28 protein-coding genes are annotated in these 25925 nt (G+C 45.0%); 16 read left to right on the top strand and 12 right to left on the bottom strand.

Going from position 1 to position 25925, the window contains the following annotated elements:
* Positions 1–202: 202 nt before the first annotated feature.
* From artP to R7Z41_RS15795, 5 genes are all read left to right on the top strand, one after another.
* Positions 203–931: an arginine ABC transporter ATP-binding protein ArtP gene (artP, locus tag R7Z41_RS15815; RefSeq protein WP_318128759.1), complete on the top strand. Its 729-nt coding sequence runs from the start codon at positions 203–205 to the stop codon at positions 929–931.
* 88 nt (positions 932–1019) lie between these two features.
* Entirely contained in the window at positions 1020–1763 is a 744-nt protein-coding gene (locus tag R7Z41_RS15810) for an arginine ABC transporter substrate-binding protein (protein ID WP_017634244.1), read from the top strand.
* Between the two features lies 1 nt (position 1764).
* Positions 1765–2454, top strand: a complete 690-nt coding sequence (gene artQ, locus R7Z41_RS15805; RefSeq protein ID WP_005388570.1) for an arginine ABC transporter permease ArtQ — start codon at positions 1765–1767, stop codon at positions 2452–2454.
* Positions 2451–3119 (top strand): arginine ABC transporter permease ArtM, encoded by a 669-nt coding sequence (artM, locus tag R7Z41_RS15800; RefSeq protein ID WP_005388569.1) that lies wholly within the window; start codon positions 2451–2453, stop codon positions 3117–3119. Before artQ ends, artM begins: the two co-directional genes overlap by 4 nt.
* Before the next feature lie 138 nt (positions 3120–3257).
* Entirely contained in the window at positions 3258–3830 is a 573-nt protein-coding gene (locus R7Z41_RS15795; RefSeq protein WP_225477796.1) for a protocatechuate 3,4-dioxygenase, read from the top strand.
* Between the two features lie 9 nt (positions 3831–3839).
* Here R7Z41_RS15795 and R7Z41_RS15790 read toward each other — a convergent pair whose 3' ends face one another.
* The gene (locus R7Z41_RS15790) at positions 3840–4670 is read right to left on the bottom strand and encodes a LysR family transcriptional regulator (RefSeq protein WP_042521063.1); all 831 of its coding nucleotides are present in this window, start codon (positions 4668–4670) and stop codon (positions 3840–3842) included.
* 118 nt (positions 4671–4788) lie between these two features.
* Between R7Z41_RS15790 and R7Z41_RS15785 the strand changes: the two genes are divergently transcribed.
* Positions 4789–5436 (top strand): glutathione S-transferase family protein, encoded by a 648-nt coding sequence (locus tag R7Z41_RS15785; protein ID WP_225477797.1) that lies wholly within the window; start codon positions 4789–4791, stop codon positions 5434–5436.
* Positions 5437–5520: 84 nt separating this feature from the next.
* Here R7Z41_RS15785 and R7Z41_RS15780 read toward each other — a convergent pair whose 3' ends face one another.
* Positions 5521–6192, bottom strand: a complete 672-nt coding sequence (locus R7Z41_RS15780; RefSeq protein ID WP_225477799.1) for a type 1 glutamine amidotransferase domain-containing protein — start codon at positions 6190–6192, stop codon at positions 5521–5523.
* Positions 6193–6309: 117 nt separating this feature from the next.
* On the opposite strand from R7Z41_RS15780, the gene R7Z41_RS15775 reads away from it, so the two are divergent.
* On the top strand, positions 6310–7194 hold the full coding sequence (locus R7Z41_RS15775; RefSeq protein ID WP_199436870.1) for a LysR family transcriptional regulator: 885 nt from the start codon (positions 6310–6312) through the stop codon (positions 7192–7194).
* Between the two features lie 59 nt (positions 7195–7253).
* On the opposite strand, the gene R7Z41_RS15770 is transcribed toward R7Z41_RS15775, so the two are convergent.
* Positions 7254–8915: an electron transfer flavoprotein-ubiquinone oxidoreductase gene (locus tag R7Z41_RS15770; protein ID WP_225477801.1), complete on the bottom strand. Its 1662-nt coding sequence runs from the start codon at positions 8913–8915 to the stop codon at positions 7254–7256.
* A gap of 137 nt (positions 8916–9052) precedes the next feature.
* On the opposite strand from R7Z41_RS15770, the gene R7Z41_RS15765 reads away from it, so the two are divergent.
* On the top strand, positions 9053–10018 hold the full coding sequence (locus R7Z41_RS15765; protein ID WP_225477803.1) for an electron transfer flavoprotein subunit alpha/FixB family protein: 966 nt from the start codon (positions 9053–9055) through the stop codon (positions 10016–10018).
* Positions 10019–10085: 67 nt separating this feature from the next.
* Here R7Z41_RS15765 and R7Z41_RS15760 read toward each other — a convergent pair whose 3' ends face one another.
* From R7Z41_RS15760 to pdhA, 3 genes are read right to left on the bottom strand one after another with little or no spacing between them, the layout of a single operon-like run.
* Entirely contained in the window at positions 10086–11234 is a 1149-nt protein-coding gene (locus tag R7Z41_RS15760) for a dihydrolipoamide acetyltransferase family protein (protein ID WP_225477805.1), read from the bottom strand.
* Positions 11231–12214: an alpha-ketoacid dehydrogenase subunit beta gene (locus R7Z41_RS15755; RefSeq protein WP_042521051.1), complete on the bottom strand. Its 984-nt coding sequence runs from the start codon at positions 12212–12214 to the stop codon at positions 11231–11233. The genes R7Z41_RS15760 and R7Z41_RS15755 overlap by 4 nt, the downstream gene beginning before the upstream one ends.
* Complete coding sequence (gene pdhA / locus R7Z41_RS15750; RefSeq protein ID WP_025998586.1) at positions 12207–13301, bottom strand: pyruvate dehydrogenase (acetyl-transferring) E1 component subunit alpha; 1095 nt, start codon at positions 13299–13301, stop codon at positions 12207–12209. Before pdhA ends, R7Z41_RS15755 begins: the two co-directional genes overlap by 8 nt.
* Positions 13302–13366: 65 nt before the next feature.
* Between pdhA and R7Z41_RS15745 the strand changes: the two genes are divergently transcribed.
* The 4 genes from R7Z41_RS15745 (at position 13367) to yegD (ending at position 16700) form a co-directional block, all read left to right on the top strand.
* On the top strand, positions 13367–13561 hold the full coding sequence (locus tag R7Z41_RS15745; protein WP_147289583.1) for a hypothetical protein: 195 nt from the start codon (positions 13367–13369) through the stop codon (positions 13559–13561).
* A 396-nt stretch (positions 13562–13957) separates the two neighbouring features.
* Entirely contained in the window at positions 13958–14278 is a 321-nt protein-coding gene (locus tag R7Z41_RS15740; RefSeq protein ID WP_115386690.1) for a DOPA 4,5-dioxygenase family protein, read from the top strand.
* A gap of 324 nt (positions 14279–14602) precedes the next feature.
* Positions 14603–15226 carry a hypothetical protein gene (locus R7Z41_RS15735; RefSeq protein WP_005375837.1) on the top strand — a complete coding sequence of 208 codons (624 nt, stop codon included), beginning with the start codon at positions 14603–14605 and terminating at the stop codon, positions 15224–15226.
* Positions 15227–15347: 121 nt separating this feature from the next.
* On the top strand, positions 15348–16700 hold the full coding sequence (gene yegD / locus R7Z41_RS15730) for a molecular chaperone (RefSeq protein WP_225477807.1): 1353 nt from the start codon (positions 15348–15350) through the stop codon (positions 16698–16700).
* Between the two features lie 340 nt (positions 16701–17040).
* On the opposite strand, the gene R7Z41_RS15725 is transcribed toward yegD, so the two are convergent.
* On the bottom strand, positions 17041–17514 hold the full coding sequence (locus tag R7Z41_RS15725) for a copper chaperone PCu(A)C (protein WP_005375841.1): 474 nt from the start codon (positions 17512–17514) through the stop codon (positions 17041–17043).
* Positions 17515–17607: 93 nt separating this feature from the next.
* Positions 17608–18069, bottom strand: a complete 462-nt coding sequence (locus R7Z41_RS15720; protein WP_005388493.1) for a hypothetical protein — start codon at positions 18067–18069, stop codon at positions 17608–17610.
* A gap of 439 nt (positions 18070–18508) precedes the next feature.
* On the opposite strand from R7Z41_RS15720, the gene R7Z41_RS15715 reads away from it, so the two are divergent.
* The gene (locus R7Z41_RS15715; protein ID WP_115386688.1) at positions 18509–19558 is read left to right on the top strand and encodes a Preprotein translocase subunit SecY; all 1050 of its coding nucleotides are present in this window, start codon (positions 18509–18511) and stop codon (positions 19556–19558) included.
* 476 nt (positions 19559–20034) lie between these two features.
* On the opposite strand, the gene R7Z41_RS15710 is transcribed toward R7Z41_RS15715, so the two are convergent.
* From R7Z41_RS15710 to R7Z41_RS15695, 4 genes are all read right to left on the bottom strand, one after another.
* Positions 20035–20313, bottom strand: coding sequence for a hypothetical protein (locus R7Z41_RS15710; protein WP_080996836.1), 279 nt, complete (start codon positions 20311–20313; stop codon positions 20035–20037).
* A gap of 3 nt (positions 20314–20316) precedes the next feature.
* Positions 20317–20949, bottom strand: coding sequence for a hypothetical protein (locus R7Z41_RS15705; protein ID WP_225473152.1), 633 nt, complete (start codon positions 20947–20949; stop codon positions 20317–20319).
* 271 nt (positions 20950–21220) lie between these two features.
* On the bottom strand, positions 21221–21517 hold the full coding sequence (locus tag R7Z41_RS15700) for a hypothetical protein (protein ID WP_115386687.1): 297 nt from the start codon (positions 21515–21517) through the stop codon (positions 21221–21223).
* A gap of 149 nt (positions 21518–21666) precedes the next feature.
* The gene (locus tag R7Z41_RS15695) at positions 21667–22866 is read right to left on the bottom strand and encodes a DUF5666 domain-containing protein (RefSeq protein ID WP_225477809.1); all 1200 of its coding nucleotides are present in this window, start codon (positions 22864–22866) and stop codon (positions 21667–21669) included.
* 89 nt (positions 22867–22955) lie between these two features.
* Here R7Z41_RS15695 and R7Z41_RS15690 point away from each other — a divergent pair, with 89 nt between their 5' ends.
* The 3 genes from R7Z41_RS15690 to R7Z41_RS15680 all read left to right on the top strand — a co-directional run bounded on the left by R7Z41_RS15690 (position 22956) and on the right by R7Z41_RS15680 (position 25904).
* Positions 22956–23624, top strand: a complete 669-nt coding sequence (locus R7Z41_RS15690; RefSeq protein ID WP_047101150.1) for a response regulator transcription factor — start codon at positions 22956–22958, stop codon at positions 23622–23624.
* Positions 23596–24837 carry a sensor histidine kinase gene (locus tag R7Z41_RS15685; RefSeq protein ID WP_017634216.1) on the top strand — a complete coding sequence of 414 codons (1242 nt, stop codon included), beginning with the start codon at positions 23596–23598 and terminating at the stop codon, positions 24835–24837. Before R7Z41_RS15690 ends, R7Z41_RS15685 begins: the two co-directional genes overlap by 29 nt.
* 137 nt (positions 24838–24974) lie before the next feature.
* On the top strand, positions 24975–25904 hold the full coding sequence (locus R7Z41_RS15680; RefSeq protein WP_005375849.1) for an SRPBCC family protein: 930 nt from the start codon (positions 24975–24977) through the stop codon (positions 25902–25904).
* The last annotated feature ends 21 nt before the right edge of the window (positions 25905–25925 follow it).

The raw sequence follows: 25925 nt of genomic DNA, 5'->3' as shown, positions 1-25925 counted from the left end.
CTTGTTTCGATTGCCATCATATTGTTGGATTTTCATCAACAATTTCAGTTAAAACCAACTGATTAAACCAGTCATATTCTCTGTTGTATTGATTGCTTATCATACAAAAATTTAACAAAATTAATTTTTATACATTTTTATTGCATAAAAAATCCTTTTGAGTAATATAAATGCCAAGTGACAATTAATGCGGTATGTCAGCATGACTATTCAGGTAAGCGGAATCAATAAATCATACGGTGAGACACAAGTGCTTCACGATGTCAGCTTTAAGTGTGAAAGCGGCGAAACACTGGTGTTACTTGGTCCAAGTGGTGCAGGGAAGAGCTCTCTACTGCGTGTTCTTAACCTTCTTGAAGGGGCGGATAACGGCCAGTTAAACATCGCTAATGACGCATTCGACTTTTCAACTGAAATCAAAGAGAAGCAAGGTTTAGCGCTTCGTCGTAAAGTGGGCATGGTGTTCCAACAGTACAACCTATGGCCACACATGACAGTGATGGAGAACCTGATTGAGGCTCCGGTAAAAGTCGCTGGCATGGATAAAGAAGAAGCGAAGAAGCTGGCAATGCAAATTCTTGCGACGCTGCATTTGGCAGACAAAGCGGATGCATGGCCGATGCAACTTTCTGGTGGTCAGCAACAACGTGTGGCGATTGCTCGTGCATTGATGATGAAACCGGAAGTCTTGCTTTTTGATGAACCGACCGCTGCGCTTGATCCGGAAATTACTAACCAAGTCGTTAAGATTATTAAAAATTTAAGCGAAACCGGAATTACACAAGTAGTTGTGACGCACGAAGTGGATTTCGCCAAGAAAATCGCTAGTCACGTACTGTATTTAGAAAAAGGACACATCGTTGAGCACGGCACAAATGATTCGTTTTCTAACCCGCAAACCGCCCAGTTTGCTGACTACTTAAATCACTAAATCACGTTTTTAAAGTTCAGTCTATTTAACAGATAAGCTCGGCTGTCATTGCGAGTGTCAGCCCACTAAGTACACACGGAGTATTGCAATGAAAAAGATTCTACTAGCTTCACTAATCGGCCTTTCTTCTGCAACTATGGCAGCAAACGCAGCAGCACAAGAAGAGATCAAATTTGCGATGGAAGCGACGTACGCCCCATTCGAATACATGGATGAAAACAACCAAATCCAAGGTTTTGATGTGGATCTGGCGAACGCACTATGTAAAGAAATGGAAGCAAAATGCACCTTCCACAACCAATCTTTTGACAGCCTGATCCCTGCATTAAAATTCAAGCGCTACGATGCGGCAATCTCTGCAATGGACATTACTGAGGCGCGTTTGGAGCAAGTGAATTTCACGAATGCATACTATGACAACTCAGCAGCGTTTGTTTCTATCAAAGAAAAAGTGGCTGATCAAAAAGCACTAGAAGGTAAGCGTGTTGGTGTTCAAAACGGTTCAACACACCAAAGCTACCTAATTGAACAAATGCCAGGTGTAACGGCGGTTCCTTACTCAAGCTACCAAGACGCATTCATCGATATGAAAAATGGCCGTATTGATTCTGTATTCGGTGACACAGCTGTCGTAGCAGAATGGTTCAAGAAAGAAGATAACCTAGCGTACGTGGGCGAGCACGTCACTAACCCTAAATACTTCGGTAACGGTTTCGGTATCGCAGTAAACAAAGGTAACGACGAGCTAGTGAACAAGCTGAACACGGCACTGAAAACAGTGAAAGCGAACGGCGAATACGACGTAATCTACAACAAGTACTTCGGTAAGTAATATGGCACTAACGGGTTACTCTTTATCGCTTGTTCAAGCTAGTTGGATGACTGTCCAGCTAGCCTTCACAAGCCTTTTAGTCGGTTTGATTCTGGCAGTGGTATTCGCCAGTGGTGAAATGTCTCGCCGCGTTTTCGTTAAATGGCCAATGACGGCGTTTGTGACGATTGTACGTGGCTTGCCAGAAATCCTTGTCGTGTTGTTCATCTATTTTGGTTCGACGCAGGTTCTGTTTTTAATCACCGGCGACTTTATTGAAGTTAGCCCGTTCTTGTCTGGCGTGGTGGCGTTGTCATTGATCTTCGCTTCTTACGCTTCTCAAACTCTACGTGGCGCATTAAAAGCGGTTGGAAGAGGGCAGAGAGAAGCAGCAAGTGCACTTGGTATCAGTCAAGCACACGCTTTTGTTCGCATTGTTTTGCCACAAGCAGTAAGACACGCACTACCAGGTTTAACTAACCAATGGTTGGTTCTGCTGAAAGACACCGCGCTTGTATCACTGATTGGCGTGACGGATTTGTTGAAACAAGCGCAGCTAACATCTGCAGCGACGCATGAAGCGTTTACATGGTACGCAACCGCTGCGGCGATTTACTTAGGCATTACTTTGATTACGCAACGTGCCGTAAAACTGATTGATAAGAAGTTCTCAATTCAAGGTATGAGTATGGGACAGGAGGCTACCGCATGAACGAACAACACGTTTGGCAAATGCTGGATGGCTTAGGCACTAGCCTCCAATTGACTGCCGCTTCCTTGGTTGTGGGCTGTCTTTTAGCTCTGATGATGACGCTGACTCTGATCCTGCGTACTCCGGGTTTGCATTGGGTAAGTCGTGGCATCATCACCTTGTTCACTGGTACGCCTTTGTTGGTACAGATCTTCTTGGTGTACTACGGTCCGGGTCAGTTTGATGCTGTGAGAGAAAGCGTATTCTGGACATGGTTAAGCCAACCTTGGTTCTGTGCGATGTTGGCGTTAGCGTTGAATACCGCGGCGTACAGTACTCAGTTGTTCAAAGGGGCGTTTAACGCGATTCCTTCCGGTCAATGGCAAGCGTGTCGTGCTCTGGGTATGAACAAAACCGCAACGCTGAAAGTGCTGCTACCATACGCTATTCGTCGTGCTGTTCCTGCTTACTCGAACGAAGTGATTTTGGTCTTCAAAGGCACGTCACTAGCAAGCACGATTACGATCATGGATCTGATGGGCTACGCGCAACGCATTAACGCACAAACCTACGACACGTTGACGGTATTTGGTATTGCAGGCGCATTTTATTTAACGGTAAATGGTGTGCTAACTCTTATTTTCCGTCAGGTAGAGAAGAAAGCATTGGCGTTCGAAGCCGCATAATCCTTCAATCAACACTCATCATCTCGTTCCACAGTGCCTTTGCAAATGACTCTCTTGCAGGGACATTTTTCATATTCGTTATGGCAAATCCCTCAAGTTCCACCAAACTTAATTCAATGCAATTGTATTGGTGGCACCATGGAAAGAAGACACTTTTTAGCGCTGTGGACATTGTTGTTCGCACCCTCTTTAAAAGCGACGACACCAATGCGGCCGACGCCAGCACAAACAGAAGGGCCATTTTATCCAGTAGTGGATATTCCTCTTCGTCAAAACTTGATTCTGCAATCAGAAGGCTTGGTCGGTGAACCTATCGTGTTGCAAGGCAGAGTAGTAGATACATCGGGAAACCCAGTTTCAGGCATCAAAGTAGAAATCTGGCAATGCGATGGGCGGGGGATTTACGATCATCCTAAGCAACCAAATAACGATAAGTTTGATGCGCACTTTGCTGGCTTTGGTGCAGTTTTAACTCAATCGGATGGTCACTACTTGTTTCAGACCTTGTACCCTGTACCTTATGCTTCTCGTCCACCGCACATTCACGTTAAGTTGTGGCGGGATAACCAAGAGCTTCTGACCACTCAGTTGTACTTAAAAGGCAATACTGGTGATGAATGGTGGGGTGGCAAAGCCCGAGATTATCTACAGTTTGAAACCATACGAACCGACGGGCGATTAACTGGCCAATTTAACTTTGTGATTGGCTAGCTAATCCGGTTAAGCCATTAACTCAACCAATTGCGCCAAGCATTCTTTATCCAGTATCGGATGAGGCTCGACGCCCGTGACCAAAACGATATCCACGGAAGGTAGCGATGGCATATCGTCTAAGATCTTAAGATCCTCGCTAACGCTAATACTGCCCATCGCACCGATAGCCATGCCTGAACGTACAATTGCTCGTTGTGCAGAAGCCGTATTGCAACATGCCAGTAGTTGATAAGGAGTGCCACGTTTGGTTAATCCGTCTACTGCTGCCGCATGGTATTTACAGTCGGTTTGGAATAGGGCGAGAGGGAGAGGTTGGGCGTTCTCAATGTCAAAATCAGGATGAGCAATCCACACGCCTTTGTCGCTTGCTAGCCAGTAACCTTCCTCACTGTCCGGTGCTCTTGTCACAATAGCGGCGTCTAGCTTTCCTTCATCGAGTTTTTCTCTCAAGGTGATGCTTGGCTCACTAAAGACTTGAATCGAACACGTGGGCTCAGATTGCTGTAATACGCGGATGACTTTAGGCAAGATATTGTCGTTGTAATCCTCTGGGCAACCTAAGCGAAGAGGGCGCTTGTTTTCATAGCGCCTCACTTGTTTCAGTGCTTGATTGTGCAAGCTGACCAATTGCTCGGCGTGAGAGCGCAGTGCCAGTCCCGCTTCACTCAATACGAGGTTACGGCCTTCTTTTTCAAACAAGCTGACGCTGAGTTCGTCTTCTAGCTTACGCATTTGTGCACTGAACGCTGATTGGGTGCGATTAATCTGCTTGGCTGCACGAGTGAAACTGCCCGTTTCTACAAAAGCCAGAAAGCTGCGTAACGCATCGATATCCATATCTAAAACTCATCCATCGTTTTTGTTGAAGTGTTCCATCAAAACTATCCGTTAGTCCCCTTAAATACAATCAGATATTGTGAATGGGTACTCAAAACACGAACCGCATGGAGGCGTCATGAAACTGTTTATTGCTAATCAAAACTACTCAAGCTGGTCACTTCGCGCATGGCTGATCTTTTCTCAATTCAAACTGGATGTGAAAGTCACCAAGCTCAAATTATTCACAGAAGATTTTTATAAGACCTTGGAAGATATTACACCAACCGCGAAAGTCCCTACCTTAGTGGATGGTGACGCAACCGTGTGGGATTCATTAGCGATTTTGGAATACGTTAACGAGCAATATTTACAAAGTAAAGCTTGGCCAAGCAACTCCGCAGAACGGGCTAAAGCACGCGCCATCGCATCAGAAATGCATTCGGGTTTCTTTGATTTAAGAAACGAACTCCCAATGAACATCCGCGCACACAGAAAAGTCGACTTAACGAAGGGTGCGCTTAAAGATATTGCTCGTATTGACGCCATTTGGGCAGAGCAAGCAGAACTGCATCCAAACGGTTGGCTATTTGGAGAATGGTCGATAGCGGATGCTATGTATGCACCTGTGGCATTGCGTTTCCAAACTTACGGCATCGAGTTATCGGAAGGTGCCAAAGCTTACCAACAAAAGGTGCTAGCAAGTGAATCTTTACAGCAATGGTTGGAAGAGGCGAACCAAGAAACGGATATCGTAGAAGAAGATGAAGCAGGAGTAGAAGTATAAGCGCATCTTGCGATCGCCTGTAGCAAGGGAAAGCATGACAAAGCACGCTTTCCTCTTCTAGGATGGTTGTACTTTCCGGCGCGTTTAAGCTAGGTGTTCAACAATCGCTCTGCCTACGCCGTGTGCGCTCGTTGGGTTTTGACCTGTGATGACACGATCATCCACAATTACAAACTCTTGCCATGGTTGCACTTTAGAGTAGCGCGCTGCGCCACGAGCAAGAGACTCTTCCAATAGGAATGGGATGTCGTTGATGGTGCCGAAGTCGATCTCTTCTTCACGAGTGAAGCCTGTTACTGATTTAGACGCAAGCAGCTTTTCGCCATTGCTAAGCGTGATAGGGAGAAGAGCGCCTGGACCATGACAAACTGCTGCCACAATACCGCCATCTTCATAGTGTGTTGCAGAAATCTTGGCAAAATCTTCGTTGCTCGCTAGGTCTGAAAGAAGACCAAAGCCACCCGGATAGAAGATCGCATCATAGTTGTCACCGTTGATTTGTGACACTGGAATCGTGTTGTTGATGCGGTTCTGGAAATCATCATCCGCCAAGATTTTCTCGTTCACTGCATCGCTTTCGATGTCGGTTCCGTACAGTGGTGCTTGCCCGCCTTTGATAGAGGCAATGTCGTAATCGAAGCCTGCACCCAGCAGTTCGCTAAGGGCATGAGTGAGCTCTGGCGCGTAAGTTCCGTTTGCTTGGTCAGTTTCACCTAGGGTCGCATGGTTCGTCACAATGATGAGTACTTTCTTCATGATGGTTTCCTTTTTGGCTTACGTGTATTTGTTGAACACCTTCATACTAATTGCTAAACAAATAAGTGATAATACGATTAATTGGCAAAACATTATTGCCATATAGCAAAGGTAAGTATGGACAGTTTTGAAGGCATCAATGAGTTTGTTACGGTTGCTGAGAGCTTAGGGTTTTCTGCAGCGGCAAAACAGTTAGGTTGCAGTACCAGTCACGTCAGTCGCCAAGTCACAAGATTAGAAGAACGATTAGGTGTCGCTTTGTTAGCACGTTCGACAAGAATGGTGAGTCTAACGGAAGCAGGGCAAGCGTATTATCAGCAGTGTAAAGAGTTGGTGATTGGGCTTCAGCAAGCCAATGAACAGCTCACCACGCAGCAAACTCAATTGAGTGGTACGTTACGCGTGAGTGCCGCTGGTGCGTTTTCTGAGAACCATGTAGCGCCTGCCTTGATGGCGTTTGCCAAGCAACATCCTAATCTCACGGTAGAGATCAACTTCAATACCAGCATGGTCAACTTTATTGAAGATGGTTTCGATTTTGCCATTCGTTACGGCAGGTTGAGTGATTCAGGCTTGGTTGCGAGAAAGTTGGTGGATCGTCCCATGGCAGCGGCAGCCAGTCAGCGTTATCTCGATGAACATGGTTTACCAACGCACCCTGAGCAACTCAAGCGTCATAGCTGCATTATTGCCAACAAAGACGTTTGGTTGTTTGAAAAAGACGGCAAGCCGTTAGATGGCGTAAAAGTGCAGGGCAGATGGAAGAGCAATAACGCACACACGGTTTTGCAAGCCTGTGCGGAAGGGTTAGGCGTGGCGTACTTACCGAAGAGCAGCTTTAACGATGCTATTTCGTCCGGTCTTTTGGTGCCAATCCTAGAGCCCTATTGGGGAAGCGGTAACAGCAGCTGGATTGTTTATCAGAATCGTCACTTTCTGCCACTAAGAGCGCGATTGGCTATCGATTTTTTACTTGATCATTTTGCCGATTGGCAGGAGTAATAAGGCTCTGCCAATCGGTTTGTTTATCCATTTGTTAGATCGTAAACATACTAACGTTTCTACATGTTTTGATAGCTCGGCCCGCCGCCACCTTCTGGTGCTTTCCATGTGATATTTTGCGAAGGATCTTTGATGTCACAGGTTTTGCAATGCACACAGTTTGCGGCATTGATTTGGAACATTCGCTCGCTTTCTACTTCTACCACTTCATACACGCCAGCAGGGCAGTAACGTTGGCTCGGCTCATCAAACTTCTTCAAATGGACTTGAATCGGAATATGAGGATAGGCAAGTTGCAAGTGGCAAGGCTGATTTTCTTCGTGTTGTGTACCAGACAAAAATACTGATGAGGGTTTATCGAAGCTGATTACACCATCTGGTTTCGAGTATTGAATAGGTTGGCACTCGTTAATTGGCTTCAGCTGTTCATGATCGTGCGAAGGATCAGTGATTGTCCACGGTATTGGTTTCTTAACCAGAGGCTGCCACAGATTGTGTTCAAAGGTTGAAAGTGCGCCGCCGAGTACGCTGCCGAATTTGTGAATGTTCGCACCAAAGTTACGTGTGTCACTAAGTTCTTCATACAGCCATGAATCTTCAAACTTGGTTTGGTAATCCGGTTCCGAATTGGATTGTGTGAATGCTTCAGCAATGGCTTCTGCGGCTAATAAACCGGATTTCATCGCAGTATGGCTGCCTTTGATCTTGGCGACGTTTAAGGTGCCCGCATCACAGCCAATCAATAGACCGCCGGGGAATTGCTGTTTCGGCAGAGAAGATAACCCACCTTTTGCAATGGCTCTGGCGCCATAAGCGATTCGTTGGGCGCCTTTCAAATGTTGCTCGATTGCAGGGTGGTGCTTAAAGCGTTGAAATTCGTCAAACGGACTCAAGTAAGGATTGCTGTAATTCAAGTCGACAATAAGCCCCACGGCGATTTGGTTGTTCTCCATGTGATAGAGAAAACCGCCGCCTGTGGTATTTGTTTCACTCAAGGGCCAGCCAGCGGAGTGGATAACACTGCCAGATACATCCTTACTGTCAGTGGGTAACTCCCATATCTCTTTTAGGCCAAGCGCGTAGTGCTGTGGTTGCTTTCCTGCGTCTAGGTCGAACCTTTGAATAAGTTCTTTACCCAGATGTCCGCGACAACCTTCAGCAAAAAGGGTGTATTTTGCCCTTAGCTCGATACCTGGTTCAAAGTTAGGTTTGGCCTGGCCGTTCTTATCTAGTCCCATATCGCTCGTGTTAATGCCTGTCACGGCGCCAGTCTGATCATAATTGATGCTTGCAGCGGCAAAGCCCGGAAAAACTTCCACCCCAAGATTTTCTGCTTGGTTAGCGAGCCAACGGCAAAGGTTGGCAAGGCTAATTACGTAATTATTCTCGCCATTTATCATTGGACGCGGTGTAAGGAAGTGGGGAACGCGAATATGGTTTTGTTCAGTAGTAAGATAAAGGAAATCATCTCGTTGAACTGAGGCTGCTAGCGGGGCGTCCATTTCTTTCCAATTGGGGAAAAGCTCATCTAAGGCACTAGTTTCAAAAACAGCGCCAGATAAAATATGTGCGCCCACTTCTGAGCCTTTTTCTACAACGCAAATTGAAAGTGCGTCACCTTCACTGTCTTGGCTGAGTTGAGCTAGCCGACAAGCGGCGCTTAAGCCTGCAGGTCCGGCCCCCACGATCACGACATCAAACTCCATGCATTCTCGTTCCATCTTTATGCTTCCTTTCTATTATCGTCATCTGCGTGACAGGTTTTGGTTTCTATACAGAAAACTATAGCTCAGTTGACGTTAACGTGAAGTGGACTAAGCTCAAGTAATGGATCTGACGTGTTATATGAGGCATGACCATGGAAGACCGACCATTAGCAACACTTGTGCTCGCAGAGCATGACAACCAATCGTTGGCTGTAGGGACGCTGTGTGCAATTAAAGCGGCATTTGAGATTAAGGGTGATGATAAATCGCTTCCTGTTTCTGTGTTGCTTATTGGTTATCAGTGCCAATCAGTTTTGGATGAGTTGAATTGTGTTCAAGGTGTTGCAGAAATTATCTGGGTTGATGCGAAGGGATATGAACATGGATTAGCGGAAAATATCGCACCTTTGATCTCACAAGTAGCCAAAAACTACTCACACATTCTTTCTCCTGCTAGTACATTTGGTAAGAATGTGATGCCTCGTGTGGCGGCGTTGCTTAATGTTGGTCAACTTTCTGACGTGATGACAATCGAGTCTATCGATACGGTGATTCGTCCAATTTATGCTGGAAATGCATTGGCGAGAGTCACGTCGAATGATCCCTATAAAGTGATGACCATAAGAAGTACGGCTTTTGATGCCGCAGAGCTATCTGACACGCCAGTTGTCCCTAAGCTTACTCAAGTCGACACGGTGATTATCAATAAACTTAGTGAGTTTGTTTCGCAACAAACGCCAGAAAGTGAGCGACCAGAATTGCCAGCGGCTAGAGTAGTAGTGTCGGGTGGTCGTGCATTCGGGAGTAAAGAGAAGTTTGTTTTAGTAGAACAATTGGCTGACAAGCTAGGTGGAGCGGTAGGGGCGTCACGAGCGGCGGTCGATGCGGGCTATGTGTCTAATGACCATCAAGTCGGGCAAACCGGCAAAATTGTTGCACCGGAGTTATACATTGCCGTCGGAATTTCTGGCGCGATCCAGCATTTGGCGGGAATGAAAGATTCCAAGGTGATTGTTGCAATTAATAGCGATCCTGATGCGCCTATTTTTGACATTGCAGATTATGGATTGGTCGACGATTTGTTTGTGGTAATGCCTGAGCTGTTAGAGAAGCTGTAGATATAGTCTTGCTTCCTAAAACAAAAGGCTTCCGGACTGGAAGCCTTTATCATTTGATTTTTATAAGTTACTTTTCGCTCGGACGTTGCAGGTGCGCTGCAAGTACTTTCGTAAACCTTGCAGCTTCACCACCAGTACAAGCGCGATGATCAAACGTTACGGATAGCGGCATTGCTTTCACCGAAATTGCTTGACCATTTCTTATCACAACTCGGTCGAGTATTCGGCCCGCGCCGACAATAGCGACTTGTGGCGGTGTGACGACAGGTGTTGCGTAAATACCGGCAATCGCGCCGAAGTTGGAAAGCGTAATCGTCGCGTGCTGCAATTGCTCACGACCGATTTTTCTCTCTCTGATCCCTTCAACGGTTTGATCGAGCCAACGACGAACATCTTGTGGCTCGTATTCATCTGCGTGGCGCAAGACTGGCACGTACAATCCATGACGGCTATCTACTGCAATTCCTACATTGACCGTTGTGTGTACACAGCGTGTCATGGTTTCGGCATCAAACCAAGCGTTTAAAGCGGGCTCTTCTTGACACGCATGAACAATCGCTTGAACAAGGCGGATACTGATATCTTCGTTTGGCAGCCAATCTTCCAACAATGCTTCTTCCGTAATGGTTACGGCAGCAACATGTTCGTGCGATTCGGTCATAGACGATACCATGGTACGTCGAGCGCCTTTCAAAACTTCGGTGCCTGGACGCTGTTTTCCGGCTTCGTCGTAAATATCGGCATCTACGATAAGTCCGTTCGGGCCACTACCTGACACAAGGTTAAGATCTACCCCAAGTTTTTGTGCCAACAAGCGAGCCGAAGGCAGGGCGGTAACGAGGTTACTTTCTGTCGTGTTGTGGTTGCCACCAATCCAGAAATCATCAACGTTAACATGATGCGCTTGGTGAGAAACGCTACCGACGACGGTTGCGGCGTCAGCAGTGGCTTTTTTCTCTGCCGTTACTTCTCTCCCGGCACCTGTTTCATCAATCTCTAGCAGTAATGCACCAATATTGACGATTTCACCTTCCTCACCATGACGGCTGACCACACGGCCCGAATAGGGGGCAGGGACGTCTACCGTCGCTTTTGCTGTCTCTACGGTTAAGATCACTTGATCTAATTTAACCATGTCACCGACATTAACGTGCCATTTTACAATTTCTGATTCAGCGAGGCCTTCGCCGAGATCGGGTAAGTTAAACGTCTTCATTTCCAATCCTCCACGAGTTCGCGCGCTGCGGTCACAATGTCTTCTTTCTGAACCATGAAATAATCTTCGTTACGGTAATAAGGCATAATGGTGTCCATTCCAGTTACTCGTTTAGGTGGGGCTTTAAGTAAGCACATGGCGTGTTCAGCGGTTCGAGCTAATAGCTCAGAGCCCACACCACAAGTTTTACTCGCTTCATGAACAACGAGTAAACGCCCAGTTTTTTCTAGTGAGCTGAAAATCGTCGCGGTATCAATTGGCTTAATACTCGCCAAATCAATCACCTCGACTTCAATTCCCTGACTAGACAAGGTTTGCGCGGCCTGAAGTGACTCTACGACGCATGCGCCCCAAGTAACGAGCGTGATATCTCGCCCCTTACGTAAGGTGAAGCAGGTGTCGAGTGGGAGTGCTTCGCCGTTATCAACGACTTCAGATTTAACGGTGCGATATATGCGCTTCGGTTCGAAGAACATGACGGGATCATTGCTTCTAATTGCAGCGAGAAGTAAGCCGTATGCGCGTTGTGGAGAAGAAGGAATCACCACTTTAAATCCAGCAGTGTGAGCAAATAGCGCTTCCACGCTTTCTGAGTGGTGTTCCGGAGCGTGGATACCGCCGCCAAATGGCGCACGAAAAACCGCGGGACAAGTGAGCCGACCGCGAGTTCTGTTACGCATTCGAGCTGCGTGGCACATTAAGTGCTCCATCGCAGGAAAAACGAAACCTTGAAACTGAAATTCGGCGACAGGTCGTAATCCTTGCGTTGCCATACCGACCGCAACCCCGCCGATTAAGGCTTCAGCGAGTGGCGTATCGATGACTCGTTTAAGACCAAACTCTTGCTTGAGTCCAACAGTGGCACGAAATACACCACCATTATCGCCCACGTCTTCACCTAGTACGACAACATTGGGGTCTTGTTGCATTTCGTGGTGCAGGGCAAGGTTTACTGCTTCAACCAACGTTAGCTCAGCCATGTCTGCCTCCCTGCATTCTCATTGCCTTGTTGATGAGTTCATCTCTTTGTGCATGAAGCTCTTGAGGTAGCGATTCATACAAATAATCGAAACCGGTTTCTGGTGCTTGTGGCGGTAAGCTCAGATAGCGTTCAACAGCTAACTCTACTTGCTCTTTACAGTAATCTAGCCATTGCTGTTCTTGTTCGTCGCTCCAAGCGCCTTGATTAAGGAGGTACGTTTTAAGACGTGCGATAGGTTCGTATTGCCATGCAGTTTGAACATCATCTTCTTTACGATAACGAGTCGCATCATCGGCCGTAGTGTGGTCACTCAGTCGGTAACTCACCGCTTCGATGAGTGTTGCACCTTTCCCTTTTCTTGCTCTCTCAAGGGCGGTTTTAGTTGCATCATAAACGGCGACGACATCGTTACCATCGACAGTAATACCCGGTATACCTGCACCTTGCGCTTTTTCTGATAAGAAATCGGCGGCACATTGGAGACTACGCGGAACTGAAATTGCCCACTGGTTATTGTTTACGACGAAAACAAGTGGAATATTCCAAGTACCTGCGCAGTTTATTGACTCAAGAAAGTCCCCTTTGGATGTACCACCATCGCCGCACATCACTAGCGCAGCTTCATGGTTACCTTGAATTTTTAGCGCGGAAGCCACCCCGACAGCATGCGTACATTGCGTCGCTATGGGTACACAGTAGGGAAGGTCTCGGCTAGGAACCGGACTGCCTTCAGGAGCAAAATCACTCCCGCGCTCATCGCCACCCCAGTATTGAAGGTTCTTTTCCATGCCAATGCCACGACACCACATCGCAGGCATATCGCGGTAGTAAGGAACAAACACATCATCGGCTTTAAGTGCTCTGCCGACCGCAATGCCTATGGCTTCCGCGCCTAAGTGTGAGGGATAGGTCCCTAGCTTACCGGTGCGTTGCAAGGCAACTGCTTTGTTGTCGTAAGTGCGAGTTAATACCATATCTCGGTAAAACCCGACCAATGTTTCAGTGTCAGCCCAGTTGGGTAGTTGGCCGACTAGGTCCCCACGATGGTCGATAAACCGATGCATGGGTAATGCCTGAACGTTCATCTCAAGCTCCTTTTGACGCTGCGGGTCTTTTGGACTGCAGCTGTTCATACAAAACCAGAGTTTGTATGGGTACTCAAACTCTGATATCAGCGCAAAGGCCATACCTAAGGTTGCGTGTGCTTTCGATAGCGGTAGGCATCTGTTCGTCCCTTAAACTATTTGTCGATAACATCGCTGCGAATATTTCACCGCAAGATACAGAGAAAGGCTTTTCTGTATCTAACCCTCTAACTAAATCGTGGTATAGCCAGATACAATAAGTGTAAACAAATTGTTAAATTATGCTTCATTTTGACTTTCGCTCAGTAGTAAAGTTTTGCTTACACCCTGATTTTGCAGAGTAATATGCTGCTATTTTGTTGGTGGTATTTTTAAACTCGAATTTAATTACTGGTTAATGAAACATATTTGCAACAAAATTTGGCTGTAAAATTTGACAAAGTGAGTCATTATTAATGAATCAACTCAAACAGTTGCTATATGATGAATTGCAAATTTTTGTTGTGCTCGAAGCCTCGACCTTATGAGAATGCATAACTTCTTCCCAACTGAGTGGAATCAAGGTAGGGTGACGGCATTACAAATGTATACCCTCGGCAGTCCTTGAGCTTATCCAAAGTAGGTGGTGCTCAAGTGGAAGTGATTATGGAGAAGTTATGTACCACGCTCATGTTTATTTTCCCCTAAGAGAACAAGATAAAGCGCAAGCCTTGAACGAGATCATCCGTCAAGAGCGTCAAGATGTGCTGCGTGTGTTTCCATTAGTTGGAAGGTTAGTTGGCCCACACAAGATGCCGATGTTTGAAATTCACCTAGAATCATTGAGTGAAGAGTTCTTGGCGTGGCTTGATACGATTCGAGGCGATTTTTCTGTGCTTATTCACCCAGTAAGCGAAGAAGAGTTGCTCGATCACACAGAACACGCGATTTGGTTGGGCAGAGAGATTGGTGTATTTGAAGAAAAGTTAGAGAAATAGTTGCTCCTCTTGCCCATGCATGGCCGCTTTGAATCCTTCTCTTCTCATTGCGGTCACAGCTTCTGCTTAACGCCTCATCTTCATTGATGGGTGCGGAATCCCTCTCTTACGCTTTGCTGTAGCTATTTTTGTGCTAAACCTAAAAGTAGGCTTTCGAACTTCACACAAAGCGTGAAAATGTCGCTGTATAGTATGCCGTTGAATGAATTTTGGTGGTAATAAAATAATAAGTCTTTGATAAATCAAATAGGTATAGCAGGGAAGTGCAGTTTACGACCCCAACGCCATTGGCAGTGGCGCCGATAATTTCTGAGGGGGAAGGGTATGTTTTCAATACTCTTGGTTATACTTGCACTCTATATATTTTGGCTGTTGTTTCGCAACGGGCCTGAGTTTGCCGGGCGTACCGCCCAAAAAAAACGTGACTGGGTTGGGCCTACCGCCAACAAAGAAGAGTGGCGAGGATTTTGTACGGATGTATTTCAGCCGTTCAGTTCTCAAACAACTTTCTACGCCATTGCTTATTTTGCCAATTACGTAGCAGCAGCGAACGCAATATCTTGGTCAACGATATACGAAGGCGATTATCCGGTCATCATAAGCCGATTTGGTAGCTACTTCATTTTAAGTACGCATGATGCACTGGTCGTAGCTGGGTTTATTGCGCTTGCTTTCTTTATCATTAATTGGCAACTTGCCATGCGCTGCTCTGGTATTCTTAGCCAGTATCTAGTGCGGATTCTTATTATTAATCAAAAGCGCTTTGTCGCGATTAGCTTGGTGTTTTGCAGCTACTTTTCGTACCTACTGACGCTTGGTATATTCTGGCTGTTCCATGATGGGTATTCAATCTGGCATGGATTAATGCTTAGCCCCGTGTTCCTGTTGTTAGCTTTACTGGTAGCGGTTGTTGTGCCATCTGCAAAAAGAGAAAGTAGTGTACCTTAGATAGATTTTCCACGTTAAATTACACTTGATTTTGGGATAGTAATTCTTATGCCATTAAGTTAGCATTGCCAGCTTTTTAACGGTCAAAAGGCCACTAATCAGTGGGACAGTGGGAGAAACAATGTTTATCGGCTTTGACTATGGTACTGCAAACTGTTCAGTGGCTAAAATGGAATCGGGTGATCCAGTACTGCTTAATCTAGAAGGAAACAGCCCTTTTATTCCTTCCACCCTTGCTGCACCGACTCGTGAATCGGTATCCGAGCATTTATTTCGCCATCGAGATATTAAACCATTAGATCAAGTTGGTGAGCAGGTTTTACGCCGGGCAATCAATTTAAACCGAGAAGAAAGTATTGACTTAGAATCCGACGACATCGCGTTTGGTCAGGCTGCACTTAATCTCTATTTGGAAGATCCTCGCGATATCTATTATGTGAAATCGCCGAAGTCTTTTCTTAGTGCATCTGGCTTGCGTGATGTGCAATTGGCTTTCTTCGAAGACCTTGTCTGCGCGATGATGGACAATATTAAGTCTCAAGCCGAAAACGATGCGCAGCAAAGTATTACCGATGCTGTGATCGGCAGACCAATTAACTTTCATGGGCGTGGCGGTGAAACGGCTAACATTCAGGCTGAACGCATTTTGTTGCGGGCAGCGAAACGTGCGGGCTTCCAAAATGTGGAGTTTCAGTTTGAGCCTGTCGCGGCGGGCCTAGAGTATGAAGCGACACTCAGCGAAGATAAAATCATTCTAGTAGTCGATATTGGCGGTGGTACAACGGACTGTTCGTTGATCCAAATGGGACCGTCTTGGCGCGGCAAAGCAGATAGGACCGCAAGCTTGTTAGCTCACAGTGGCCAGCGTGTCGGCGGGAATGATCTTGATATCGCGCTAGCATTTAAGCAGCTCATGTTCCCTTTTGGCATGGGAAGTAAAATGGAGTCAGGCATTGTGATGCCGACTACCCAATTCTGGAACCCGATAGCAATCAATAATGTAGAAGCGCAGAGTGACTTCTATTCGCGAGAGAACCTATCAGCGTTAAAGTTGCTTCAAAAGCAGGCTCAAGAGCCAGAAAAACTTGCTCGTTTGCTAGAGGTGTATCATGAGTCTTTAGGCTACAACATTGTTCGCCGTGCCGAAGAGGCAAAAGTGGCACTTTCAGAACAAGCTTCTTACCGAACTGGCATCAACTTACTATCAGAAACGATTGAAGTTGATGTACGACGTGACGAAATGATCGAAGCGATCCAGTCGCCAAAGAATAAAATGACGGCGTTGGTGACAGAAGCGGTAGAGCAAGCTGGAGTTAAACCCGATGCTATCTTTATGACTGGAGGTTCGGCACGCTCGCCAATCTTGCGCGATGCGGTGCAAACCGTACTGCCAAGTATTCCGGTTGTCAGTGGAAACTATTTTGGCTCAGTAACTGCCGGCTTAGCTCGTTGGGCTGAGGTTTGTTTCAAGTAGAAAGAAAGCTGATTAACCGTGGGTCTTTGTTGCCAAACTTATGATTTCATTTAGGCTTGCCAAGTGATGGTTGGAGAACTTTGTCGAGAGGTTGAGTTTTAAGCGGGTAGGGAACCTTTTTAGGATCTTAAGTCTTTCAAGGTCATTCTGAATAGCGAGGGACGAGCGTGATTTAGAATCTCTTGCCCGAGCACGCTGTTATGATATGTGACCCCGTTTCGCCGAGCGTTATTCATCACCATTATTCTGAAGAGTCGAGTTAGGATCTACCGGAATAATGATTTTGACTAAGCTGAGATAAAAATGCCCGCTAAATCAGCGGGCACTTTTGTTTACGTCATTAATGGTGCATGTGTTTTTCCATGTGACCTTGTTTTTCAACCGCCATTTCTACTTCCACTTTACCCGCGTTTTTGAATGTTAACGTCATAGGGAAGCGGTCGCCTTCTTTAAGAGTTTGTGTTGGGTTAAAAATCATTAAATGGAAGCTGCCTGGCTTAAACAACACTGAGTCATTGGCTGGAACGCGCACTTCGTCAATCTTAATCATTTTCATCACACCATCTTCTTTCTTATGCGTGTGAATTTCGACATGCCCTGCGATTGGGCTTTCTGCTGCGATCAATGCATCTTCACTGTCACCGTGGTTGGTTAATTGAAAAAAACCACCGATAACAGGTGCGTTTGGTGGCGCTTCGCGGCTCCATGGATGGTCGATATGAATTTTTCCTGCTTCATAATCGTGCGCTAAACTCAGTGGGCTAGCGATGACAGCAATAAGCGCGATAGCGGCGGTTTTTAATGATTTAAGCATGTGTTTTTCCTTTTGAATTAATAGCTTCTCTGAATGGACAACAAACAGAGTCATCGTTATTTTTGAATAAAGTTGTCAATGATTAGATGCCTGTTAGGCAGGAAAAACACTCGGCGGAGAGTGCTTAGGCGCGATGTGTTTGTAAACGAGCTTATCGCATTTTGAAAAGTGATAAGTCGTCAGTGCATACTTTACTCGGCGCAGCCAATGGATGGTTGTCAGGTAAAGCCCAATCGCAACTAAAAGAAAGAATTGAACAGCTTGAAGAAGCGGGCATTCAAACTGGAAGCCGTCGTGTAAGTTAAGATCTTGGATGAGCTTAGAAGAAGATTGAGCGTTAGCCTCAATCAACGTATTGATATCCACCCATTTGAAACCATCTGCGGTACACAGTAAAACCTTTTCACTTTGGACTTTGTTGAGCCAAGTTGTGCTGTGAACTTGTGTAGGATTAAGAGCGGCTGTGGACGCTAAATACAACTGAAACAACACCGCGATAATAACCGCAATAGCGTGCAAGCGATGGTGTTTGTGCTGTATTAGAGTGTTTTCCATACAATTGAGTGCTTATCTTCTTCGGCGCGGGATACTAACAAATTAACCAAACAATGTAATTATCAGTTTACTAAAAGGTGATGCAAGTGTGCATTATTTGTTTTGTTGCCTATTTTTAACGCTTTAATGTCTTGATTCGGCTGACATTCACAACCTCCAATTCAACTTGTCAGTCTTGCTTAGTCGCTTCTGAAGATACCGAATTAATCTCTCTTATATGTCACTGAAGCTTCGGTTAGTGGGTGTCGTGGTGGTGTTTTTACGTGCTAGATTTGGCTGATATCGATTCAAAATGCACACCGAATCTTCACTTGTTTTCCATTAACGGAATTATGACAGTAATTTAATAAAGGATACGGTATTCTGCGCTCCTTTGTACATGTCAGAAACGTCCGTCCTGCTTAGTCGGAGGGGCGATTAATCTTAAGAAATTTCTCAAATGAAATACGAACAACAGATTGGATATCGATACCCTAAAGGTCGATTTGCCATGGTGAGTGTATATGCATTCACCGGTGCTGCGATTTTAGCATCGACTATTTTTTCTCTATTGCTGTTTTTGTCTATCGACGAAAACCCGATGATGCAAACCTTATTTGGTGGTTTAGCGATCGTTTTTGAAGCAGGTAAATTTTACGCTTGGTATGAATACGGTGAGCGCCGAGCCCATCGCAACTACACAGGAGCAGCAACCGCTCTCGTGTTTTATTTAGTCTTAGCTGCGATTTCCATTGGCGGTAGTATTGGTGGGATTAATAGTGCAACCAATAGTGCACAAAGTCATATTTCGGTAGAGCAGGCGAAAGTGGAAGCGTTTAATCGTCAGATTGCGGCAATCGATAAGCAGATTGAGCTCAACAATATGGCAGCGCAGAAATACATCGAGATGGAACGTATCGCGACTGGTGTAACTCGCATCCAGGAGCAAAACAAAACCTTACGTGAAGAGCAGCAACGCTTGGCTATGGAGCGTGATAGTTTACCGCCGGTGACGCAAGGCTCAGTGATTGGTTTAATTGATAGTCTAGCTAACGCATTTGGTACCACCTCTCAGCAAGCTCAGCTTGGCTTGGTTGTATTTCTTTCGATTCTTTTGGACTTCTTTGCTGCATTTTTTGTTGGCTTGATTGGTGAAGAGCAACGGTTCCGATATTTCTATCGCAGAAATGAGGGCATGATATTGAAAACAGTTCGCGATATAGACCCAGCGCCTGCGGGTTATCTTCCTCATATAAAAGAGGAAGTAGAGCAAGAAATACCAGCAGCGCCGGAGCCAGAAGAACCAAAGGAACCGAAAACCTTGTTAGAGCAAGTTAGCGATGCACTTAAAACGCATCAAATTACGTGCACCAAAAAAGCCGTTGCTAAACAGTTTAGGCTGTCTGCGGAAGAGGTAGACAAGGTATTTGAAGAATTGGCAGAGCTCGGTTTAGTGGGGAAAAAAGCTAACCACCATTATCATTGGATAGGTGAAGCAGAGACCGCATAATTGGTTATCTATTAAAGTTCGGAAAGAGCGTCAATCGGCGCTCTTTTTTGTATTAGCTCCCCATGAACTCGTTGTTAATTGTTAAATAAACTATGAGCAGTTGGTGATACAAACTACAAATTCATTTGGATATAAGTTGAGGTTAGATTTGAGATGTCCGAGACGGCTAGATATTCACGAGCAAGGTATATGTGTTTCAATACATAAATAATTTTCTATCACGGTACAGCGAATAATTCCGACGTCTCAATAGAGGGTATGAACTATGCGCATTCAGACGTCCAAGAGCTCTAAATCCCCGAGTCAAAAGGCTCTCTTTTTTTCATTAAAGAAGTCATGATAGCGGTCTCGTGCTCGAGGGTGAACGTTAGAAGATATTCGAACCGGCCTTACTCGCCAGATCAGTTATTAATAAACCAATAATAAAATAGGCACCAATTTGATGCCTTTGGTGATAGCTGGACAACCCGATACCACTAATCTCTTTCTGACTTAAAACGATACTGTTCCGACAAGCAGACCAGAAGGCCAACTAAAGCTGAGACTAAAACTACACACACTTGGTAGCTGGTTTTCTCTACATTAAGATCGTTCAAAATCTCGGTAGTCGCAATCATAGGAAGCGTTACCGTGATCAACAAGCTAAATAAGCGAGAAACCCTAGATTTCTTTCCATGTCGCTTGGTATAGAAGTAATGCGCGTAATCCGAGTACATGATAAACAAGGAAACTAAAAGACCCAGTATCCAAAACATAGCTTACAAATCCTCTATTCCAAGCATGTTACGTCGTAACAACTCTTTCTTTGCAGCTAGCGCATCTGCCTCGTTAAAGCCTTTGAGTACACTAGCGAGAATAACAGCTACAAAAAATGCTCTCGCGCCAGCTTGTTGTGCAGTTGATGAGAGGCTGAGTTTTTTGAAAGTCTCTTCAGCGATGTGCACTGAAGCCATTTCTTTAATCAATGCAGCCCCTTGACCTTTTGATAGTGCGTATATAACAGCTGCCATAAAGCCGACCTCAAGTTTAATATCGATGGTGATAAACCATGTAGAAAGGAAATTTGCAACTGCTTTATGAGTATTAAAATACTGGCGCAGCTCACCATCTGATAGGCTCCAAGGGTTCCACATTGGCTTGGCAATACTTTGCGCTACCAGCATTTGAATCTTACCGAAAAATTTCGAATTCCCTAAAGCCTGTGCCTGCTCAAGGACTTTTCTTTGGTCGCGTCTATTGAGCTGTCGATACAAAATGACACCTGTGATTATAGGCAAAACCTTTTCTCTGTTGTTTCTGATGAAGTTCAAATCGGCATCTAAGCCTGTCAGTACCGCCAATTGAACTACAGGTTCGGCTTTTAGAGTCTGTTCACTATAACCTCTAACCATCGTTAAACCTCCTTTCTTCGATATATAGTATGTGTACAATATAGCCAAGTGACTTGTATGCAAGTTGTTACATTTCTCGTTAGGCTCAAAGTCTCAAAGTTAGGAGGAATTATTACTAATTTTTGAACTTGTGTAGTAAAAATAGTGTGTGGTCAAATGCAGGTTTTTGAATATGAAAAACCAAGATTAGACGTGTGCTTCAAACAACTGGTAAATCGCCACTTTATTCTAGGAAAATGTTTTCTACGCTCAAACATCTATGATGTAGGTATCAATCGTTATTGAGCTTTTTGGTTACGTCTTTCACCGTTTTCTTCTCTTTTTCCGGTGTCATTGCATCAACAGCTTTACCCGCCACCCCTTCATCTGGCAATTTGTCTTTTCCTGCATCAACTGCGGTATCTTTCAGTGCCTCTTTAGGCGTACAGCGACCCCCAACACCAACCACGGCTTTTGTCGCAGCGGCTTTAGCTGCCTTTTCTGCATCGCAGTCAGGATCCATAACGCTAGCTAAGCTCGTGGCTGAACCAAAAAACAAGATTAACAAAATGAGGTTGCGTTTTTTCATATTCGTCACCAATGTTGTGAAACATAGGTAAAGTGTAACGGAGAGAAAAGGCTTTGGCTGAGAACTTGTTGGTTTGAGCTTGGGAAGCAAAGTAAGGTGAAAAGAAAAAGTGCCACCGAAGTGACACTTTTTCTTAAGCGTAGAAGGGATTAGTAGTCGTAAACGTCTAACTCCACTTCACGGGCAATATTTTGCTCGTTAATGATCACACCTTCGACTTCGACACGAGCACCATTTAGGTTAAGTTCTTCAATGCCTTGGAAGCGTGTTTGTGCATCAATCACAACGGTGGTGTTACTTAGTACTTGATCAGCATCATTCTCACAATGCTCAATTTCAAACACTCTTGAATCAGCATCGTAGTTTGATACATAGCCTTCACATTCAAACTCTTTACCCCGCCATTGGTTGTCATTGTCAAACTCCGACCGCTCAAATTCGATGACGGTAGCTGTGCGTTTGCCATTTTTCATCACAGAGGTCACTTCTACTTCTTGACCTTGTTCTAGATTAGCTTTGCTACCATCCTCAAAGCGTGTTGCGTTATCAATGAAGAAGGCTCCTCGGTAGTTTAGAGAGAACTCACTATAATCCTTGGCAACCCAAGTCACGATACCTTCCACATCGCTGTCATTTTTTAGATCGTCGTAGTCTTCAACTTCTACCTCATTTGCCATGAAGATGCCGTTTTGCATTTCACCTTCGGCTTCAATCCATTGACCAATGCTAAGCTGGTTAACGTTGTTATATGTCACCGTTACTTTTCCACCTAACTTAAATGTTCCAGCATTTTCATCGGTACTAGTAATGCGACCTTCCAGTTCGTAGTAGCTTCCAAGTGCTGGGTAATCGTTATCTACGTCGAGCTCGACCACAGACAACACTCGATAACCCGCATCCGCAGTCGGTAAGGATGACACCATCACCCAGTCGTTGATCTCTATATCATCACTTAAACCGTCAAACTGCAGCTCTATGCCGTTTACCGTGAATTTTTTCTTCACATGATCAATCGCTGTCACACGTCCAGTAATGGTTGGTTCAAGTGTGACTCGGACGCCATTGCCCGAAGCTTGCCGAATATCTGAACCCACGCGAACCACCATTTTGGGTTTTACATCGGCCAATTGCACTTGTGTGTCGTCATAAACCACCTCAGACACACGATACGTATGTCCATTGACGGTTAACGTGCTTTCTTCAGCGTTGACCGCTTCAACAGAGCCAATCGCTACACTTGGTTTCACTGCTGGTTGAGTTGGTGTGCTATCGCTATTGGTGCCACCACCTGAACCACCACAACCAGACAATGCCAAACCTACTACAGAAATAAGAGCGAGTTTTTTCATTGTATTAGCCTCAATTTACGAGCGAGTTTAGGAAATTGCCTGTATCTTATTGGGCATATCGTGAAGAGATCGTGAAGAAATTTGATTTTATGAAAATTTTAATTGTAGATGACAACCATAACGTCTCGGAGACGATTGCAGACTATCTTGAGCTCGAAGGCATGATTATCGATTGTGCGTTTCATGGAGAGGCTGCGATTAAGTTAATCGAGGAAAATCATTACGATGTAATCATCATGGATATCATGATGCCGAAGCTCGATGGCATCAGTACGGTACAGAAGCTTCGACAAGATAAGTTATGTGGAACGCCAATTCTCTTCCTAACGGCAAAAGATACGCTAGATGACAAAATCGCGGCTTTTAAAGCGGGGGGAGATGATTATTTAATGAAGCCATTTGCGATGGAAGAGCTCAGTTTGCGTGTTCATGCTTTGGCTAATCGTGGTCCAAGACAAGATATCGGAACGCTCAAATTTGCAGATATTTGTTTAGATGCGCGTACAGGAAAAGTAACGAGAAAAAACAAAGAAATTAAGCTGAGTCGAATTCAAACTAAAATTTTAAAATTGCTCCTCCAACGTGCTCCAGCAGCGGTCTCGCGCGCAGAAGTGATCGATAGTGTGTGGGGAGACGAACCACCTGGAAGTGATGCACTTCGTAGCCATATTTACGGTTTAAGAACCGCGCTAGACAAAGGTTTTGAAGAATCACGATTAGAGACTATTCATGGACAAGGTTACCGACTTAAAGCATAACGAATATCCAAGCATTTATCGCAAGATCCGTTGGGGTTTTGGGGTCATGACGTTTGTGATGTTTACTCTTTTTTGGTCGCTGATTTATGTGGCAGAAAACAAACTGGAAGTGCTGAGTTTACATCACTGGCTCGATACTGAAGCTGCGCTTTATAGTGAGAATTTCGAGAAACAGGGCTGGGATGCGCCATTGCCAAACGTATTGGAGTTCAACTCATATTGGAGTGAAGCTCCGACACCGGATTGGTTGCTCTCTTTTACTTCACCTGGTTTTTACGAATACCTGCTTGGTGAAGAAGATAAACACTTTGTTGTATTGAACCATCCCTCAGGGAAGGGGCTTATGTACATTGTATTTCAAGATGACTCAGATGATTACTTGGACGAATACGAAAGCTCGCTGCATCAGTTTACGCTGCTGCTCGGTGGTTTGTTTTCATTTGTCATGGTTGGGTATGGCATTTACATGGTGCGAATATTGTCTCGGCCATTAGCGCAAATTGAAGACAAAATTAGCCAAATGTCACCGGATCAACCCGCTTTCCAAGTTGAAACTAAGTTCAGCGAAACACGCCAGATAGAGCAGACTTTGCTGGATAATAAGAACGATATCGCGGGCTACTTCAAACGAGAACAAGAATTTAGCCGTTTTGCATCGCATGAGTTGAGAACGCCAATCATGGTGATTAAAGGCTCAACAGACATTCTGACGCGTCTTCCTGATCAACCTCGAGTTGCGCAAAAAGCCATCACGAGGATGCAGTCAGCTTGTGACGAGATGCGTGTACTGACAGAAGCGTTTCTCTTACTTGGTAAAGAGAAAATAGAGCCTCAGCATTACGGAGAGCATCAGCTTCTTACTTGTTTACAAAAACAACTGGAAGAGCTGGCTCCTTTATTTGCCAAGCAAGATTCGAACTACGCTTTGCACGAACAACATAGTGGTGTAGTGAAGGCACCGGAGAGTTTTGTGACCATTGTAATCAACAATCTGATTAAAAACGCCTTTAGCTATAGTGTGGGAGATATTGAAATTGAGTTGAAAGGTCATGCGCTTAAGATCCTAAATCGTCACGATGGCAACGAGACGTACAACGCTGGTTATGGTTGTGGGCTTGTTATCGTACAACGAATATGTGAACGGATGGGGTGGGCGTTAGTACTGGACGATGATGGTGTTCGATTTAGTGCAAAAGTGGAGTTCTGCTCTTAGCTTTGTGCGTATTGATTCAAGTGAGACTTAACGCTCTGGCTTTTTCTTGTCGTACGCATCTAACCCGCAGTCAAACAAGAAAAAACTGGAATTTGAATTAGACTGAAGTTAGTGAAGCGGAAACTCGAGGAACCGTTATGCTCTCTTATCAGGTCAGCCGAAGTATTGAAATTAATAAGAATCAAAGTGAAATTATTGGCTATCTCAAGAACTTCAAACACTGGCCCAGCTGGTCACCATGGATCATTCTTGAACCAAGCTGCGAGCTGACATTCAGTGATAATCAGGGCCACGTTGGAGCTGGTTATCAATGGAATGGTCAGCGTATTGGGACTGGCGCGATTGTACTGGAAAGTACTCAAGAGCATCGATTAGATATGGAGCTGCATTTCTTTCGTCCAATCAAGAGCCATGGAAAGGTGACTCTAATCGTGACGCCGTCACAAAATGGCTGTTTAGTCGAATGGCAAATGCAATCTCGCGTCCCTTGGTATCTGTTCTTTCTGAAAAGTATGTTTAAGTCGATGATAGAGATGGATTATCAACGTGGGTTACGCATGCTTAAAAGTAAGCTTGAAACCGGAAGAGTGCATTCAGACTTAGTCGAAATTGGGAACCGAACGTTGCCTCAAATTCATTATATTGGGATCAAGGGTGTGGCTAGCTTGCAGGAATTAGGTTCGGTAATTGAGAAGCATGTTCAGCAACTAGAACAGTTAATTAGTGACGAAACCCTATCCGTGAATGGTGAATTGTTTTGTTATTACCAGTCGATGGATATGCAGAAAGGTACATTCGAGTTTATCACTTGCTTTCCTCTTCATAACTCAGTACCAGCGCCTCAAGGGGCGGTTACCGGTACCATTCCTGAGAGTGAAACATTTGTCGTTGAACACCGAGGTGAATATCAGTTTTTGGGAAATGCATGGGCTTTAGCGATGAACTTGGTTCGTCAGAGTGGTATGAAAGTCAAAACCAGTCCTTTAGGAATCGAACGCTATCTGAATAGTCCGAAGGAAACCACGGAAGAAGAGCTAAGAACGGAAATTATTTTGTTTAAGAAATGACAGGCGCAGGCGAGTAGGGTG

Source organism: Vibrio sp. 1457 (assembly GCF_033340195.1).
Taxonomy (GTDB): Bacteria; Pseudomonadota; Gammaproteobacteria; order Enterobacterales; family Vibrionaceae; genus Vibrio; species Vibrio alginolyticus.
The sequence above is the reverse complement of the archived record's forward strand: the minus strand, read 5'-3'. Positions and strand labels throughout refer to the sequence as shown.